Genomic DNA, 17346 nt, shown 5'->3' on the forward strand with positions numbered 1-17346 from the left:
AGGGGACAGGTGCCGGTCACCGCGTGGCGACCGGCACCTGCGCGCGTGCGGCCCGCCTGGCCGGGATGAGCGCCACCGCGAGCGACGCCCCCACGGCCACGAGCACGGCCAGCGTCATCGTCAGCGGCGACGGCGAGCGGCCGATGCCGGCCCCCACCCCGCTCGTGTGCCCCTGCAGATCGATCAGGCCCGTCACCACCGACATCCCGGCCGCAGCGCCGACCGCCACGCCCACCACGACGAGCAGGCCCGTGCTGGTGACGAGCGTGGCCATCACCTGCCGTGGCGTCAGCCCCATGGCCTTGAGCACGGCCAGGTCGAAGGCGTGGTCGCGCAGGCCGAGCGCGCTGGCGGTGAGCAGGTTGGCCAGGCCGATCAGCGCCAGGACGGCGATCAGAGCCACGATCACCACCCGGATGACCGACAGCCGGTCGGCCGGGTTGACCACCCGCTGCACGTCCAGGCTCTCCCCCGACTCGGCCAGCAGCCTGGCCCGCACCTCGGCCGGGTCGGCGCCGGGACGCAGCGCCAGCGCGTAGTACTCCGGCGGCACCGAGTCCTTGGCCGCCAGGGTGTCGATCCCCACGGACAGCACCTCGCCGTCAAGGTCCGGCTCCAGGGCGCGGCCCACGATGCGCACGATGAGCGGCGAGCCGCCCACGGTCAGCCGCACGCGGTCGCCGATCCGGACGCCCAGCAGGTCGAGCAGCCCCTGCCCGGCCACGGCCTCGCCCGGCTGGGTGAACGTGCGGCCCTCGACCACCGGGAACGGGTATGGCTCAGCGGTGGTGCCGAGGGCCCGCACCCGCACGGAGCGGGCCTCGCCGGGGGCCAGGGCGTTGACGTCGGTGCCCGGGTAGAGGGCGCTCACGCCGGGGTCGCCGGCCGCGAGGCGCTGCGCCTCGGCCGCCTCCAGCTTGCCGGGGCGCACGTACAGGGAGGCGTGCTGGCCGACCTGCTCGGGATGGCTGAGGAAGTTGTCGAGGGTGGACCAGACGCCCAGCCCGATCGTGATCATCATCATCGGCACGGCCAGCCCGAACGCGGTCAGGAACGCGGGCAGCCGCCGGGTGAAGGCGTCGCGGGTGCCGAGGATCAGGGCGGGCGGCAGCCGTACGAGCAGGGCCAGGCGGGCCAGGCGCGACAGGTGGCCGCGCGGCGGGGCCGCCGGGACGTCGGGGATGGGCGGGGTGCGTCCGCCGCGCCAGGCGGGCAGCCCGACGGCGGCCAGCACCCCGAGCGCGGTGCAGCCGACGATGGTGAGCACCGGCACAGGCGCGACGGAGGTGGTGCCCAGCGCGGCCACGGTGCCCGCCCAGCCGGTCAGGGCGCCGACCCCGATGCCCAGCAGGCCGAGCGCTCCGTGCTCGGCCAGCAGCAGCAGCGTCACCTGGCCGCCGGTGAACCCCATCGACTTGAGCGTGGCCAGGTCGCGGAGCTGGCCGAGCACCCGGCCGCCGGCCGCGTTGGCCAGGGCGAGCGCGGCGGCGACCATGCCGACCACCCCGAACAGCGCGAGCAGCGTGCCGAGCAGCCGGTTGTCGAGCTCCATGGCCGCCCGCACCTCGCGCCAGGTGTAGACGCGCTGGAGCTGGTCCTCCAGCATGACGACGACGCGCTGCGAGACGATCTGGGCGGCCTCCGGGTCGGACAGGCGCAGCCCGGTCACCCACTCGCTGCGGCCCAGCATCGGCTCGATCCGGTCCAGCATGGACGGCAGCACCCAGGCCAGGCCGGGGGTCCACTCGGGGTAGAAGCCCTGCTCGGCCGAGTCGGCGATGCCGCGCACGTACAGGGTGTGGCGCTCGCCGCTGAGCGCGATGACCGTGAGCGGGGAGCCGGTCTTCAGGCGCAGCGCGGTGGCGAAGGACCGCTCGACCACGACGCCGTCGACCTGCGACTGGTCGAGCCACCGGCCCTCGGTGACGACGGGATGGGCGACCTGCGCGACGGCCGAGGGCAGCGCGCGCAGTGCCGCCGGCTCCTTCTTGCCGTCGCGGGCGACGGTGACGGGCGCCGACCGGTACGGCCCGGCGACGCGGGTGACGCCGTCGATGGCCCCGACCCCGTCCGGCGGGCTGTCCTTGGTGTAGAGCCACACGTGGGCGCCGTTGGTCTGGGCGAACAGGCTGCGCCACGGGTTGGTGCCGTCCTCCAGCAGGGTGACGGCGGCGATGAGGGCCGCCACGATGCCGGCCACGAGGAGCACGGTCAGCGCCGCCTGGCCCTTCCTGGCCCGCAGGTCGGCGGCGATCCACCGGCTCCCGGCCCGCACGGTGCTCATACCGGTGCTCATCCCGCTGGTCGTCTCGGTGGTCGTCCCGCTGGGCATCCCGCTGGTCGTCTCGGTGCTCATCGCAGGTCGATGACCTCGCGGGCCGTTCCGGTGCGCCGGCGCGCGATGCGGCCGTCGTCGACGATCTGCCCGTCGAACAGCGACACCAGGCGGTCGGCCAGGCTCGCCACGCGGGCGTCGTGGGTGACCATGACGATGGTCTGGCCCTGCTTGTGGACCTCGCCGAGCAGGCGGAGCACGTCGCGGGTGTTGCGGCTGTCGAGGTTGCCCGTGGGCTCGTCGGCCAGCAGCACGCTGGGCTTGTTGGCCAGCGCGCGGGCGAGCGCCACCCGCTGCTGCTCCCCGCCGGAGAGCTGCGCGGGCGCGGCGTCGGCCCGGTCGCCGAGGTTGAGCGCGTCGAGCAGGCTCTCGCGGCGCTCGCGGGCCTCCTTGGGGGAGACGCCGGCCAGCAGGGCGGGCAGCTCGACGTTGTCGGCCACGGTCATGTTGGCCACGAGGTTGAAGAACTGGAAGACGAAGCCGACCTTCTTGCGGCGCAGCATCGCCCAGGCACTCTCCGAGAGGGTGTCCACCCGCCGGCCGTCGAGCCAGATCTCGCCGCTGGTACGGGTGTCGAGGCCGCCGAGCATGTGGACGAGCGTCGACTTGCCGGAGCCGGACGGCCCCATGATCGCGACGAACTCGCCCGGCTCGACCTCCAGGTCCACGCCCCGCACGGCCGGGACCGGCACCGCGCCACCGGAGTAGATCTTGACCAGGTTGACCGACTTCAGCACGGGGCTCATGCCAGATCCTCCTGGCAGCGCTCCAGCCAGTCGAGGTCGGCCTGCAGGTGCAGCATGGCGCCCTCGATGAGCAGTCCGGCCACCCGGTCCCGGGGGTCGGTGCGCGAGAGCAGGTCGTTGAGATCCGCCATGAGGGAAAGATAGTGCCGCCGCTGACGGCTGATGAGCGCCATGCGGTCGGCGATGCCGGTGAGCGGGGCGAGGACGAGCTTCATGAAGAACTCGTCGCGCACCCGCGGACCCTCGGTGGGCTCCTCGACCCAGGCGGTCAGGGACTCGCGGCCCTTGGCTGTCAGATAGTAAACCTTCTTGTTCGGCCGGTTGGACTGCTCGACGTCCACCGCCCTGACCAGGCCGTCCTTCTCCAGCCTGCCGAGCGTCACGTATATCTGGCCGATGTTGGGGGAGGGGTAGGCGGACCCGAAGGTCTGCTCCAGAGCCTGCTTCAGCTCGTATCCGTGCGCCGGCTCCTTGGCCAGCAGGGCGAGCAGATGAGGCCGCACGCCTCACCCCCTTCCCTTGCGTTACGTGAGCGTTACTAGGCCATCCGTTGACCGACACATTACCTGTGTGCATAACATGAATGCATCTACCTAACACGTATGTAATCCCGAGAAACGTGGAGGTAACAGGGTGCTTCGCTCTGTTCCGCTTGTCCTGGCCGTCCTGCTGGCGGCCGGATGTGCCGGGACGGGCGACGAGGGCGGTGGCGAGACCGGGACCGGCGGTACAGGCCCCATCACGTTCGCCACCGGACGCGACACCACGGCGTACCTGCAACCCTTGCTGGATCGCTGGAACGAGGCCCACCCGGCCGAGAAGGTGACGCTCCTCGAACTGCCCGAGGCCGCCGACGAGCAGCGCGCGCAGATGGTGGCCAACCTCCAGGCCCGCAGCAGCCGGTACGACGTGCTCGGACTGGACGTTGTGTGGACCGCGGAGTTCGCGGACAACGGCTGGATCATCCCCCTGGAGCGCGGGCTCTTCCCGCTCGACAGGTTCCTGCCGACGGCCGTGGAGACCGCGGTCTACAAGGACAAGCTCTGGGCCGTGCCGTACACGACCAACGCGGGGCTGCTCTACTACCGCACCGACCTCGTGAAGAGGCCGCCGAGAACCTGGGCGGAGCTTCGCGAGCACGCACAAGAGGTCAGAAGAAAGCGCGACATAGAGGGTTACGCCGGCCAGTTCCTCGCCTATGAGGGGCTGACCGTCAACTTCATCGAGGCCCTCCAGTCGGCCGGCGGGCAGATCGTCAGCCCGGACGGCACGAAGGTGGCCCTGGACCCGGCCAAGGCGAGCACCACGCTGAAGTTCCTTCAGCGGGGGCTGCGCGAGGGCTGGATCCCCAAGGAGTCACTGACCTACAAGGAGGAGGAGACGCGGCTGGCCTTCCAGGACGGCCGGCTCGCCTTCGCCCGCAACTGGCCGCACGCCTACGGGCCGGCCAGGGCGAAGCTCGGCTCCAAGGTCGGCGTCACGCGCCTGCCTGGTCTGGACGGGCCGGGCTCCAGCACGCTCGGCGGCACCAACCTGGCCGTCAGCGCCTCGTCCAAGCACCAGCAGACCGCACAGGAGTTCATCCGCTACTTCACGGGCCTGGACAACGAGCGCCGGGTCCTCACCGAGGGGTCCTTCCCGCCGGTGTGGACCGAGCTGTACGACGATCCGGAGCTGATCAGGCGCTACCCGTACCTGCCCGTGCTCAAGGAGAGCATCCTCGCCGCCAAGCTCCGGCCGGCGAGCGCCACCTACAACCAGCTGAGCCTGGTGATCGCCAGTTCGGTCGCCAAAGCGCTCAGTCCTCCTTACGACGAGTCCGCCGACGACGTCGCGGACTCCATGAGATCCGAACTCGAAGAGATCATCAGAACCCAGTGAGGGAAGTCATGGCAAAAGCCAGAGCAGCAGTCATCCTGGCAGGGCTCGCCGTAGCCGTCGCCGCCTGCGGCAACGCGCCGACGGCGTCGGAGCCCACGGCGTCGAGTTCGGCGAGCGCCGCCGGCGGCGCGAAGACCCTCGAAGGGGTCAAGCTGGAGGTCGCCGCCAAGTGGACCGGTGACGAGCAGAAGAACTTCGAGCAGGTGCTCAAGGCCTTCTCCGCCAAGACCGGCGCCAAGGTGACCTACGCCTCCACCGGCGAGGACACCGGCGCCTACCTCGGCCCGCGCATCCAGGGCGGCAGCCCGCCCGACGTGGCCATCCTGCCGCAGCCCGGCCTGGTGCAGCAGTACGCCAAGCAGGGCGCGCTCAAGCCGCTGACGGACGCGGTCTCCAAGGAGATCGACGCCAACTACACGCCGTACTGGAAGGAGCTGGGCTCCGCCGACGGCAAGGTGTACGGCGTGCTGATCAAGGCGGCCCACAAGTCGCTGGTGTGGTACCGCACGCAGGCGTTCGACGACGCCGGCGTCCAGCCGCCCACCACCTGGGACGAGCTGATGAAGGCCGCTCAGACGATCGCCGACTCCGGCACCGCGCCGTTCTCCCTCTGCGGCGCGTCGGCCTGGACCCTGACCGACCTGTTCGAGAACGTCTACCTGTCGACGGCCGGCCCCGAGAAGTACGACCAGCTCTCCAAGCACGAGATCCCGTGGACCGACCCGAGCGTGGCCACCGCGCTGGAGAAGATCGCGCAGATCGCCGGCAAGCAGGAGTACATGGTCGACGGAACGTCCGGCACCCTGCAGACGGACTTCCCGACCTGCGCCAACAAGGTCTTCGCCACCAAGAAGTCCGCCATGGTGATCGAGGCCGACTTCGTGGCCACCTCCGTCGTCCAGGCCAAGGCCAAGGTGGGCGAGGACGCCAAGGCCATCCCGTTCCCGAAGGTCGGTGACACCGCGCCCGTCATTCTCGGCGGCGACGTCGCGGTCGCGATGAAGGACTCCCCCGGCGCCATGGCGCTGCTCGAGTTCCTCGCCTCCAAGGAGGGCGGCGAGATCTGGGCCAAGCTGCCCGGCTACCTGTCGCCGAACAAGAACGTCTCCCCCGACAACTACCCCGACGCGCTGACCAAGCAGCTCGGCCAGACGATCGTCTCGGCCGGCGACACCGTCCGCTACGACATGTCGGACCTCGCGCCGAGCGCCTTCGGCGGCACCGACGGCAAGGGCGAGTGGAAGATCCTCCAGGACTTCCTGCGCAAGCCCACCGACGTGAAGGGCGCGCAGAGCGCCCTCGAGGCTGAGGCCAAGAAGGCCTGGAAGTAAAGAGGTATGGCCGTGACCGAACGGTTGGACGGCCCGGCAGCACCGCGCGAGGAGAAGTCCTCGCGCGGCAGCGCACCCGGACCGGCTGATACCCCCCGCACCTCACTACGCCTCGGCCCCTCGCCGGCGGTCGCCATCGCCTTCCTTCTCCCGGCAGCGGTGCTGCTGGGCGTCTGGGTGGTCTATCCCATCGTCTACTCGCTGTTCCGCAGCCTCTTCGACGCCTCGGGCACGGGGTTCGTGGGCCTGGGGAACTACGCCACCATCTTCAGCGACCAGGGGATGCTCACGACGATCAGGAACAACCTGATCTGGGTCGTCGTGGCGCCGATCGTCGTCACCACCCTGGGCCTGATCTTCGCGGTGCTCACCGAGCGGATCAGATGGTCGACGGCGTTCAAGCTGATCGTGTTCATGCCGATGGCCGTCTCGCTGATGGCCGCCGGCGTGATCTTCCGCCTCGTGTACGACGAGGACCCGGGCAAGGGCGTGGCCAACGCCATCCTCACCACCGTGCACGACACGTTCTCCTCCTCGCAGGGCTACCCGGAGGCGCGGGCCCGCGAGGGCGGCGAGTCGCCGGTGGCCACGAAGGACGGCGCGGTCGTCACCACGCAGCCCGTTCAGGCGGGCCAGCCGGTGCTGATCCCGATCGTGGGCGTCAAGCCGGCGGTCATGCCGGAGAACGCCCTGGCCGCCAAGGCGCCCACGGGTGGCAGCGGCCTGACCGGCACCGTGTGGTTCGACTTCACCCCCGGAGGGGGCGGCGCCCCCAACCAGGTGGACTCGGGCGAGAAGGGCCTGCCCGGCATGACCGTGGAGGCGGTCAAGGACGGCAAGGTGGCCGGAACCGCCACGACGGCCGAGGACGGCTCGTTCCGCTTCGACGGCCTGCCCGCCGGCTCCTACGTCGTACGGCTGCCACAGGACAACTTCAAGGCCGCCTACAACGGCCTGACCTGGCTCGGCCCGACGCTCATCACGCCGGCGATCATCGGCGCGTTCGTCTGGGTGTGGGCCGGGTTCGCGATGGTGCTGATCGCGGCGGGCCTGGCGGCCATCCCGCGTGACGCGCTGGAGGCGGCCCGCATCGACGGGGCCACGGAGTGGCAGGTGTTCCGCCGGATCACGGTGCCGCTGCTCTCGCCGGTGCTGCTGGTCGTCTTCGTCACCATGATCATCAATACCCTGAAGGTCTTCGACCTCGTCTTCATCATCGCGCCGTCCTCGGTACAGCCACAGGCGAACGTGGTCGCACTGGAGATGTGGCGGGTGGCCTTCGGCGGCGGCAACAACCAGGGGCTCGGCAGCGCGCTGGCGATCTTCCTGCTCATTCTGGTCCTGCCGTTCATGATCATGAATGTCCGCAGGTTCAAGAGGGAGAACGCATGACGACCGCGACAGCCACGGCCGCTCCCGCCGGACTGGAGGCCGGCGCTCCCCGCAGGGGCCTCGCCAGCCGCATCGTCGACCGCCTCGGCAGCGGCGCGGTGCAGGTCATCATGGTGCTGCTCGGCCTGTTCTGGCTGGTACCCACGCTCGGCCTGTTCGTCGTCTCGCTGCGCACGGTGGACGTCAACAACGCCGAGGGCTGGTGGACGATCTTCACCAAGCCCGCCGAGCTGACCTTCAAGAGCTACAGCAGCCTGCTGGCCAGCGGCTTCACCACCTCGTTCTGGAACACCGTGGCGATCACGGTGCCGACCACGATCCTCGTGATCGGCATCGCCGCCATGGCCGCCTACGCCTTCGCGTGGATGGAGTTCAAGGGCCGCGACACGCTGTTCCTCGTCGTGGTGGGCCTGCTCATCGTGCCGATCCAGATCGCGCTGATCCCGGTCGCCGCCATGTACGGCGGCATGGGGATCTTCGGCACGATCCCCGGCGTGGTCCTGTTCCACACGGCGTTCGGCCTGCCGTTCGCCATCTTCCTGCTGCGCAACTTCTTCGTCGGCATCCCGGCCTCGCTGCTGGAGGCCGCGCGGATGGACGGCGCGCCGGAGTGGAAGATCTTCGTCTCGGTGGTGTTCCCGCTGGGCAAGCCGGCGATCGCCTCGCTGGGCATCTTCCAGTTCCTGTGGGTGTGGAACGACATGCTCATCGCGCTGGTCTTCGCCAACACCGAAAGCCAGCCGATGACCAAGGCACTCCAGTCGCAGATGCGGCAGTTCGGGTCGAACGTGGACATCCTTTCCTCGGGCGCGTTCCTCTCGCTGATCATCCCGCTGGTGCTGTTCTTCTCCTTCCAGCGTTACTTCGTCCAGGGCATGATGGCCGGCTCCGTCAAGTAGCCGCCACCGGGCGCCCGCTCCCCCACGCCGGGGGGCGGGCGCCGCTCTGTGATCATTCCGGTACGGCCGGAACACCCGAATCGGGCACGGGGCCGTCCCGGACCTCGATAGGCTGATCGGCCATGGCCGGTCGTCCCCTGAACGAAGTCGTCGAAGCCGGATGGGCCCAGGCACTGGAGCCCGTTTCCGAGCGGATCGCCCACATGGGCGAGTTCCTGCGCAACGAGATCGCCGAAGGCAGGCAGTACCTCCCCGCCGGGGCCCACGTACTGCGCGCCTTCAGCCAGCCCTTCGACGAGGTCAAGGTGCTGATCGTCGGGCAGGACCCCTACCCCACGCCCGGGCACCCCATCGGGCTGTCCTTCTCCGTCGCCGCCGACGTGCGGCCCATCCCCGGCAGTCTCCTCAACATCTACAAGGAGATGGAGTCCGACCTCGGGCTCCCGCGCCCCGCCAACGGCGACCTGACCCCGTGGGCGGACCAGGGCGTGCTGCTGCTCAACAGGGTGCTCACCGTGATGCCGGGCAAGCCGGCCTCCCACCGCGGCAAGGGCTGGGAGGAGGTCACCGAGCAGGCCATCCGCGCACTCGTGGCCCGCGACAAGCCGCTCGTCGCCATCCTGTGGGGCCGCGACGCCCGCAACCTCGCGCCCATGCTCGGCGGGGTGCCGCGCATCGAGTCCGCCCACCCCTCGCCGCTGTCGGCGCGCAACGGCTTCTTCGGGTCGCGGCCGTTCAGCCGGGCCAATGAGCTGCTCATCCAGCAAGGCGCGACCCCGGTCGAGTGGAAGCTGCCCTAGCATCGTCGCCATGAGCGATAACGAGAAATTCCTGCGCCTGACGGTCGAGCTGACCGTCGAGGTGCTCGACGTCAACGCGTTGCAGGCCGCCGCGCTTGCCGAGATCCGGCATCCCGACGCCGACCTGTCCGACGAGGAGCGGGCCGAGCAGGCCGAGCTGGTCTCCTCCGACGAGACCGGCGCCTCGGCGTTGCAGTGGCTCATCGAGCCCGACCACGTGCTCCAGCTCGTGGACCACATCGACGAGATCGAGCCGCGCGAGGCCATGCTGGGCGTCGAGCCGTCGGAGGCGCCCGATGACGAAGAGGGCGACGAGGAGCATGCGCACGCCTGACGTGCGGCGGGGGGCCCGGGGCGGGCACGACCCCGGGGCCCCCGCCGCCAGTCCAGCCGAGACCGTGCACGAGGGGGCACAGCGTGATCGTCGCATTCTCCATCACCCCGCTGGGCGTCGGCGAAGGGGTCGCCGAGCCGGTGGCCCGCGCCGTCCGGGTGGTCAGGGAGAGCGGGCTGCCCAACCGCACGGACGCCATGTTCACCACGGTCGAGGGCGAGTGGGACGAGGTGATGGCCGTGATCAAGCGGGCCGTCGACGCGGTGGCGGAGGTCGCGCCCCGGGTCAGCCTCGTCCTCAAGGCCGACCTGCGCGAGGGCGTCACGGACGGGATGACCAGCAAACTCGAGTCCCTGGAACGCCACCTCCCCTGACGGGCCCGCCCCCGGAAACCCCGGGGGCATCAGGCACACAAACGCGATATGTCTTGACCTGTTCGCAGACGCGACATATCGTGTCGGTCGAACGCGATATTACGCGTGCCCTGATCCTTCTGAGAGGTGGACATGAAGCACGAGCGAGTGCCCGTCCTGGTGGTCGGCGGCGGCTACGCCGGGCTCAGCGCGGCCCTGCTGCTCGCCTGGCGCGGCATCCCAGTCATGCTCGTCGAGCGGCATCCCAGCACCTCGATCCAGCCCAAGGCGTTCGGCGTCATGCCCCGCGCCGTCGAGCTGCTGCGCCCCGTACCCGGCGTCGAGCACCTCCTCGGCCAGATCTCCCAGGGCATCGGCGACGGCATGCGCATGGCCATCGCCCCCAGCCTCAGCGCGCCCGACCCCCACATGATCATGGACAGCGAGGACGAGTCGCTCGGCTTCCTCCACGAGCTCACCCCGGCCATCAGGGTCGGCGCCCCGCAGGCCGAGGTGGAGCGCCTGCTCCGGGCCAAGGCCGAGGAGCTCGGCGCCGATCTGCGCTTCTCCACCGAGCTGGTCAAGCTCGACCAGGACGGCGACGGCGTGACGGCGGTCATCCGGACCCACGGCGCGGAGAGCGTGGTCCGGGCCGACTACGTGGTGGCCGCCGACGGCTACCGCAGCCCGCTGCGCGAGGCGCTCGGCATCCCGACCATGGGCAAGGGCGAGCTCGGGCGGATGTACTCGATCATGTTCGACGCCGACCTCACCGGGCTCGTGCGCGAGCGCGAGGTCACGCTGTGGTACCTGCGGAACGACGTCTTCACCGGCGTGATCATCACCGGCACCGGCGTCGGCGCGCACGTGGTCGGCGTCAACTACGACCCCGCCAAGGGCGAGAGCGACGCCGACTTCACCCCCGAGCGCTGCGTGGAGCTGGTACGCCTGGCCACCGGCGTACCGGACCTGGACGTGCGGCTCCTCGACACGACCTCGTTCACCATGGCGCACGTCCTGGCCGAGCGGTACCGCCACGGGCGGGTGTTCCTGGCCGGCGACGCGGCCCACACCATGCCGCCCACGGGCGGGCAGGGCGGCAGCACGGCGCTCCAGGACGGCTGCGACATCGCCTGGCGGCTCTGGCTCGTCCTCACCGGCCAGGCCGGGCCCGGCTTCCTCGACACGTACGACGCCGAGCGCCGCCCCATCGGCGCCCTGACCGCCGACGCGCAGCTCGCCAACCTGGGGGTGCGGATGCCGCCCGCCCAGCGCGTCGACTACCCCGAGCCGCTGGAGGACCCGGCCGCGGTCCTCATCGGCTACCGCTACCACTCGACGGCCATCCTGGACGAGCCGGGCGACGACGGCTCGCTGCTGGAGGACCCCCGCGTGCCCAGCGGCCGTCCCGGCAGCAGGGCCCCGCACGTGGTCCTCGACTGGGACGGCCGGCACATCTCGACCATCGACCTGTTCGCGACGGGGTTCGTGCTGATGACCGGGCCGAAGGGCAGGGCGTGGACGGACGCCGGGCGCCGGGTGCAGGACCTGCTGGGGATCCAGCTCACGCGCGTCATAGTGGGCGACGAGCTGAAGGACGTGGACGGGGTCTTCGAGGAGCGGTACGGCGTGGGCGGGGGCGGCGCCGTGCTGGTACGGCCCGACGGATACGTCGCCTGGCGCTCACCGGGACCGGACCCGGCACCGGCGGCCACGCTGGAGCGCGCCCTGCGCCGTCTCCTCAGCCGCTGAGCCGCCGCACCAGTTCGAGGGCGTCTCGGGCGACGGGCGCTCGTGGAGGCCGGCGCCCGGAGACAGGACGAGGCCAGCCCCATCGTGGCGTGGACGCCCATCGCGCGCCGCGTCATGACTTCCGTACCTGCCCCCCGCGACTGCCCGCCAGGTAGTCCCTGGCCCGCGCCGGCCGCGCCGCCGATCGGGCTGGACCTGGTGGCGGGAGGTCCGAGATGGCGCAGGCCACGCCCGGAGCTGAGCTCTCCACTCGGGACCGAGGCGGGCAGGGGCTGCGTGGTCCTGCGGTTTGCCCCTCTGCGCTCGGCAACCACCCGGTCTCGGTGGTAGTCCAACCCCGTGTGAGGAGTGCACTGATCGACGGGGACCCGCAGCGGCTGGGCGCGTACTGGCTGGCCGGGCGGCTGGGGGCGGGCGGCCAGGGCGTCGTGTACGAGGCGTACGACCAGGCCGGCACGCGGGTGGCGGTCAAGCTGCTGCGGGGCGATTTGGCCGGCGTGACCGAGGTGCGGGGGCGGATGGCCAAGGAGGTCGTCGCGGCGCAGCGGGTGGCGTCGTTCTGCACCGCCCGGGTTCTCGGCGCGGATCTCGACGGGCCCAGGCCGTACATCGTCAGCGAGTACGTCGAGGGCCCGAGCCTGCGGGCGGCCGTGGCAGGCGGGCGGCGCTTCACCGGGGACGACCTGCACCGGCTGGCCACGGCGATCGCCACCGCGCTGACCGCCGTCCACGACGCGGGCGTCGTCCACCGCGACCTCAAACCCGACAACGTGCTGCTCGGGCCCGACGGCCCCCGGGTGATCGACTTCGGCGTGGCCAGGACACAGGAGATGTCGCTCACCACGACCGGGGTGGTGGCGGGCACGCCCGGCTACATGGCGCCCGAGGTGTTCTCGGGGGAGCGGGCGGGGCCGGCTGCGGACGTGTTCGCGTGGGGCGCCGTGGTGCTGTTCGCCGCCACCGGCAAGGCCCCGTTCTCGGGCGAGTCGCTGGGCGCGGTCATGCACCGCGTGCTCTCGCACGAGCCTGACCTCGCCGTGCTGCCCGGCTCGCTGCGCAGCCTGGTCCGCGCGGCGCTGGCCAAGGACGGCGCGCGCCGCCCGCGCTCGCGCGAGCTGCTGCTGGGGCTCCTCAGCGCGGACGGGCTCGTCGGACCGGCGGTCGGCCTGCTCGGCACCGACGGGCTCACCGGACAGCCGGACGGCCTTCTCCGCACCGACGGGCTCGCCGGACAGGTGGACGGGCTCAACGAGGCGGACGGGGCCGTGGACACGGCCCGGCTGCTGGCGCGCGGCGCGAGCGACGGCAAGCGGATCGGCGTGGCCGGCAGCGACCCGGCGCTCGGCGTCATCGCCGAGGACGCCTACGCCGCGCTCTCCCCCGCCGACAGGGAACTGGTTCCGGACATCTTCCTGCGCCTGGTCACGGTCACCGAGGACGGCACCCTCGTGCCGCGCGAGGCGCGCAGGTCCGAGCTGCCCCCCGACGCCGACCGCGTGCTGGCCGCCTTCGCCTACCTCGTCTCGGCCGTGGACGGCGGGGACAGGCTCCGGCTGCTGCGGCCCGCCCTGCCGTTGGCCTGGCCCCGGCTGCGGGCCTGGATCGCGGCCAACCGGGACGGGCTGCCCATCCACCGGCAGATCCTCACGGCCGCCGAACGCTGGAAGGAGCGCGGGCGCAAGGACGCCGACCTCCTGCATGGCAGCTCCCTCGACGACGCGCTGCGCTGGGCCGCCGCCGAACGCCGCAACATCACCCTCACGCCCGCCGAGCGGGACTTCCTGGAGGCCGGCGCCGCGCTCACCAGGCGTCGTTCGCGGCGTACCAGGGCGCTGGCCGCCGGCCTCGGTGTCCTGCTGGTGGTGTCGCTGGTCGTGGGCGGTTTCGCGGTACGGCAGAGCGCCACCCTGGCCGAGCAGGGGGACACGCTCGTCCGGCAGCGCGACACGGCCGAGTCCGCCAGGCTGGCGGGCGTCGCGGAGTCGGTGCGCGGCCGCGACCCCGTGCTCGCCATGCTGCTCAGCGCGGCCGCCGGACGGCTCTCGCCCACGGCCGAGGCGCGATCGAGCCTGCTCGCCTCGATCGCCGATCCGGCCACCGGCTCCTTCCACGATCCCGCGACGGGCCCGGACGTGGCCCGCGCGCTCAGCGCCGACGGCCGCACGCTGGTCAGCGTCAGCCCCGGCGAGGTGCGGATGTGGGACGTGGCGACCGGCCGCCGCACGGGCGGCTTCACCGGCAGCCTCACCGCCCCGGGCAAGCCCGCCGCGCGGCTGCGGCAGGTCGCGGTCAGCGAGGACGGCCGGCTGCTGGCCGTGGCCGACACCAGGGGCGTGGCGCTGTGGAACCTCGCCACCGGCACGCGGGTGGGCCCGCGCGTGCCCGCCAGCGAGGAGCTCGACCTGGAGGTCTCCTTCAACGGCGGCCTCCTCGTCATCGACTACGGGCAGGGAAGGGACATCCGCGACCCGCGTACCGGACGGACCACCATGGTTCCCACGCTCGACAAGGTGGCGGTCCACCCCGGCGGCGACTACGCCGTGGGAGGCGGAAAGCGCTGGGCACTGCCCTCCGGCAACGCCCTGCCGGGCTTCCCCGGCATCTGTTCGAACTGCGCCGCCTGGGCGGCCTTCAGCCGCGACGGGCAACGGCTCGCCATCGCCGACGACAAAGGGCTCACCGTCTTCGACGCCCGGACCCGCAAGGAGATCGCCTTCATCGGGGACTGGGACCGCATGGCGACACCGGTCTTCGGCCCGGACGGCCGGCTGCTCGCGGGGCTGGGCACGACGCTGCGACTCTACGACGTGGACGCCGACGATCCCCTGGTGTACGAACGGGAGCTACCCGACCTGGCGTCCGCGGTCGGGTTCGGGCCGGACGGCCTGCGGTACCTGAGCGAGGACACGGTCGTCACGCTCCCGCCGCAGGCGGTCTCGGCGGAGCCCGTGGACGAGGTCGAGCTCGACCCGCACGGCCGGTGGCTCGCCTCCCACGCGCTGGACGCGCCGGAGGTGCGGCTGGCCGACCCTCGCACGTGGGAGGCGTCCCGGGTACGGACGGCCGGCAGGGCGCTGGCCGCTGGTCCGTCGGACCCGTACGACAGCGAGCTCACCTTCAGCCGCGACGGCGGCCGGCTCGCGCTGCGGCGCAACGACAACGTCGTCGTCTGGGACACCGCCACCGGAGGCGAACTGGCCAGGGTGCCGCTCGCCGGCATCGCCGACGGCGCGCTCCCCGGCCCAGCCGGGCTGTGGACGGCCGAGGAGAAGACGTTCACCCTCTGGGCGCTGCCTGGCGGGCGGCGGGTCAAGCAGGTGTCCAGGCCGCGCCTGTTCGGGTGGACGGTGAGCGCGGAAGGCCGGCTCGTCGGCCTCGACGCGGACCGGCTGCGCATGGTCGACCTGGAGAGCGGGCAGCCTTACGGGCCGCGGTTGCCGTTCCCGGGCGCGACGGAGGAGGTCTGGTTCGACGCGGACCTGAGGTTGGTCGCCGCGAACTTCGCCGGCAAGGTCGGCATCTGGGACACCCGCACAGGAGCCCAGGTGGGCGACTGGCTGCGGGCGGGGGCGCCGTCATGGGCGGCCGCGTTCTCGGCCGACGGCGGGCTGTTCGCGTTCGCGGCGCAGGACAACACGCTGACCGTCTGGGACGTGCGGCGAGGGCAGCAGGTCGGGCCCGTGGTGCAGTTGACGGACAGCGCGCGGTCGGTCGCCTTCACCGACGACGCGGAAGTGGTGGCGATCGGCAGGAAGGCACGGCTGACACGGCTGCCCGTGGCGGTCGGGCCGCTGCTCAAGGCGGTGTGCGCCCGGGCCGGGCGGACCCTCACCGCGGCGGAGTGGGCGCGCCACCTCCCCGGCCGGCCGTACCGGGCTGGGTGCTGACGGGAGCCTCGTCAGCCGCGGAGCGGGTCGCCGCCGAGGATGCCCCGGACGAACTGTGGCCTCGTGACGGGCGCGGCGAACGGGCAGTCGCCCCGTGCCTGTCGGACCACGAGCCGGGCGCAGGTTGCCGCTCATGCTGCGAGGGGGTAGGGCGAAGGGGTGCGTCGGAACGGGTGCGCCTCCTGGGTGGCGCAGAGCCAGTCGTTGAGGGAGCCGGTGAAGCCGGAGGGCGGACCGACCTTGAGGCATGTCGCCTGGCCCGTGCCGGGGGCCGGGGCGACCTTGAGGCGGCGGACGCTGCCGGGCCGGCCCGCGCCCGGGGCCTGCGGCTCGCAGGGGGTCAGGCGTACGCCGAAGGTGAGACCGTCGAACGCGGTAGCGGCTGACGACGTGGCGCGCCGGGCCTGAACGGCGGCCGGGACCGACGTGGCACGCGGGGCCGGAACGGCCGCCGGGAGCGTGGCTCGCCGGGCCTTAACGGCGGCCCGGACGGACGTGGCAGGTGGGGCCTGAACGGCCGCCGGGACGGACGTGGCGCCGCCGGGTGGGCGCGGCCGCTCGGCCGGGATGCCGGGCAGCGGCTCGGCCGGTAGGGCGATGTGGAGGTGGTCGTCGATCACGCGGACGTCGGCCTCCGGGTGCGCGGCCAGGAACGTCAGGTGGTCCGCCACCAGCCGGTGGGCCACCGCGCGGAGCAGGTTGGTCGCGCACAGCCTGTGCGCGCAGGCCGCACCGTCGATGGTGATCTCCGGCAGCGCGAAGCGGCGCAGGCCGCGGGAGGTCACCCGCAGGCAGTCGCACGCCGCCGTGTCGGCCGGGTCCCACGGCGGGCACGTCGCGTCGTCGTGGACCTGGATGTCCCAGCCCAGCCAGTCGTCGGCCGGCCGGAACTCGGCGGGCTCGTCGGGGCACCGGTCGCAGGGGGGCACCGTCGTGCCTGTCAGCGGGTCGATGACCAGGCCGCCGCACTGGCGGGCCAGGGCCCGGGCCGTGGCGCGGGCGACCTGCGCGTTGCCGGGGAGTGCGTGCGGTGGCGCCGTCGAGGAGACGACGAGGTGGTGTCTTGCCCGGCGTAGTAGCTGCCGCTCGTCGGGGTGCAGCGTGGCGGCCGTCGGTCTCCAGGGGGTGGGGTGGGGATCTTCCCATGGCGGGAGGGGCGCCTGAGGGGCTACTTCGAGGCGGGGTGTGCCGTAGGCGGTCATCGCGGCCTTGCGGAACGGGCGGCCGACGCGCCAGGGCACCAGCTCCGGGACCGGGCGTGGCAGGCGCTCGACGGCGACGACGAACCGGCACGTCAGGGACGCGGGGACGGGCAGGGTGATCTTCATGTGGGCCTCCGGGACGGGGTGAGGCCCTCAGGGTGGCGAAGAGGGTGGGTGGGCGGTGCGGCCGAATGCGGTTCTGTGGATGGTGGGGCCGGGCACAGGGCGGCTGTGGATGACGGGGCCCGGGCAGGCTGACGTACCCGTTCCGTGGATGGCAGGGGCGGGGCACGATTCGTGGCATCCAGCCGGATCAGGACGGTGCGCCCTCGCCGGTACGCAGTGACGAGGGCGCACCGGCAGGGCGTCTGGTAGCAGGGCCCCTGGTAGCAGGGCCTCTGGTAGCAGGGCCTCTGGTAGCAGGGCCTCTGGTA

Annotated in this window: 13 protein-coding genes; 9 read left to right on the forward strand and 4 right to left on the reverse strand. The window is 72.2% G+C overall.

Annotated features, from left to right (window positions below; all coding sequences use genetic code 11):
* Positions 1-16: 16 nt before the first annotated feature.
* The 3 genes from ACIBG4_RS27930 to ACIBG4_RS27940 are packed head-to-tail and all read right to left on the reverse strand — an operon-like array spanning position 17 to position 3584.
* A complete protein-coding gene (locus tag ACIBG4_RS27930) occupies positions 17-2356 on the reverse strand; it encodes an FtsX-like permease family protein (RefSeq protein ID WP_397204328.1) in 2340 nt (779 codons plus the stop codon).
* Positions 2353-3081 carry an ABC transporter ATP-binding protein gene (locus tag ACIBG4_RS27935; protein ID WP_310710552.1) on the reverse strand — a complete coding sequence of 243 codons (729 nt, stop codon included), beginning with the start codon at positions 3079-3081 and terminating at the stop codon, positions 2353-2355. The genes ACIBG4_RS27930 and ACIBG4_RS27935 overlap by 4 nt, the downstream gene beginning before the upstream one ends.
* The gene (locus ACIBG4_RS27940) at positions 3078-3584 is read right to left on the reverse strand and encodes a PadR family transcriptional regulator (protein WP_175594099.1); all 507 of its coding nucleotides are present in this window, start codon (positions 3582-3584) and stop codon (positions 3078-3080) included. Before ACIBG4_RS27940 ends, ACIBG4_RS27935 begins: the two co-directional genes overlap by 4 nt.
* 130 nt (positions 3585-3714) lie before the next feature.
* Between ACIBG4_RS27940 and ACIBG4_RS27945 the strand changes: the two genes are divergently transcribed.
* The 9 genes from ACIBG4_RS27945 (at position 3715) to ACIBG4_RS27985 (ending at position 15710) form a co-directional block, all read left to right on the forward strand.
* Positions 3715-4962: an ABC transporter substrate-binding protein gene (locus ACIBG4_RS27945; protein WP_397204329.1), complete on the forward strand. Its 1248-nt coding sequence runs from the start codon at positions 3715-3717 to the stop codon at positions 4960-4962.
* 8 nt (positions 4963-4970) lie between these two features.
* Positions 4971-6293: an ABC transporter substrate-binding protein gene (locus tag ACIBG4_RS27950; RefSeq protein WP_397204331.1), complete on the forward strand. Its 1323-nt coding sequence runs from the start codon at positions 4971-4973 to the stop codon at positions 6291-6293.
* 6 nt (positions 6294-6299) lie between these two features.
* On the forward strand, positions 6300-7685 hold the full coding sequence (locus tag ACIBG4_RS27955; protein ID WP_397204332.1) for an ABC transporter permease subunit: 1386 nt from the start codon (positions 6300-6302) through the stop codon (positions 7683-7685).
* Positions 7682-8584, forward strand: coding sequence for a carbohydrate ABC transporter permease (locus ACIBG4_RS27960; RefSeq protein ID WP_310710548.1), 903 nt, complete (start codon positions 7682-7684; stop codon positions 8582-8584). The genes ACIBG4_RS27955 and ACIBG4_RS27960 overlap by 4 nt, the downstream gene beginning before the upstream one ends.
* 122 nt (positions 8585-8706) lie before the next feature.
* Complete coding sequence (locus tag ACIBG4_RS27965; RefSeq protein WP_310710547.1) at positions 8707-9384, forward strand: uracil-DNA glycosylase; 678 nt, start codon at positions 8707-8709, stop codon at positions 9382-9384.
* 10 nt (positions 9385-9394) lie between these two features.
* Positions 9395-9718, forward strand: coding sequence for a hypothetical protein (locus ACIBG4_RS27970; RefSeq protein ID WP_310710546.1), 324 nt, complete (start codon positions 9395-9397; stop codon positions 9716-9718).
* An 83-nt stretch (positions 9719-9801) separates the two neighbouring features.
* The gene (locus ACIBG4_RS27975; protein WP_397204333.1) at positions 9802-10092 is read left to right on the forward strand and encodes an MTH1187 family thiamine-binding protein; all 291 of its coding nucleotides are present in this window, start codon (positions 9802-9804) and stop codon (positions 10090-10092) included.
* A 132-nt stretch (positions 10093-10224) separates the two neighbouring features.
* On the forward strand, positions 10225-11823 hold the full coding sequence (locus ACIBG4_RS27980) for an FAD-dependent monooxygenase (protein WP_397204334.1): 1599 nt from the start codon (positions 10225-10227) through the stop codon (positions 11821-11823).
* 341 nt (positions 11824-12164) lie between these two features.
* A complete protein-coding gene (locus tag ACIBG4_RS27985) occupies positions 12165-15710 on the forward strand; it encodes a WD40 repeat domain-containing serine/threonine protein kinase (protein ID WP_397204335.1) in 3546 nt (1181 codons plus the stop codon).
* 131 nt (positions 15711-15841) lie between these two features.
* On the opposite strand, the gene ACIBG4_RS27990 is transcribed toward ACIBG4_RS27985, so the two are convergent.
* Complete coding sequence (locus ACIBG4_RS27990) at positions 15842-17038, reverse strand: hypothetical protein (RefSeq protein WP_397204336.1); 1197 nt, start codon at positions 17036-17038, stop codon at positions 15842-15844.
* Positions 17039-17346: the final 308 nt, after the last annotated feature.

This window comes from Nonomuraea sp. NPDC050383 (assembly GCF_044459125.1).
Taxonomy (GTDB): Bacteria; Actinomycetota; Actinomycetes; order Streptosporangiales; family Streptosporangiaceae; genus Nonomuraea.

Coding starts and splice junctions, on each gene's coding strand:
- ACIBG4_RS27930 (WP_397204328.1), bottom strand. CDS start 2,356: ATGAGCACCGAGACGACCAGCGGGATGCCCAGCGGGACGACCACCGAG.
- ACIBG4_RS27935 (WP_310710552.1), bottom strand. CDS start 3,081: ATGAGCCCCGTGCTGAAGTCGGTCAACCTGGTCAAGATCTACTCCGGT.
- ACIBG4_RS27950 (WP_397204331.1), top strand. CDS start 4,971: ATGGCAAAAGCCAGAGCAGCAGTCATCCTGGCAGGGCTCGCCGTAGCC.
- ACIBG4_RS27955 (WP_397204332.1), top strand. CDS start 6,300: ATGGCCGTGACCGAACGGTTGGACGGCCCGGCAGCACCGCGCGAGGAG.
- ACIBG4_RS27960 (WP_310710548.1), top strand. CDS start 7,682: ATGACGACCGCGACAGCCACGGCCGCTCCCGCCGGACTGGAGGCCGGC.
- ACIBG4_RS27965 (WP_310710547.1), top strand. CDS start 8,707: ATGGCCGGTCGTCCCCTGAACGAAGTCGTCGAAGCCGGATGGGCCCAG.
- ACIBG4_RS27970 (WP_310710546.1), top strand. CDS start 9,395: ATGAGCGATAACGAGAAATTCCTGCGCCTGACGGTCGAGCTGACCGTC.
- ACIBG4_RS27980 (WP_397204334.1), top strand. CDS start 10,225: ATGAAGCACGAGCGAGTGCCCGTCCTGGTGGTCGGCGGCGGCTACGCC.
- ACIBG4_RS27990 (WP_397204336.1), bottom strand. CDS start 17,038: ATGAAGATCACCCTGCCCGTCCCCGCGTCCCTGACGTGCCGGTTCGTC.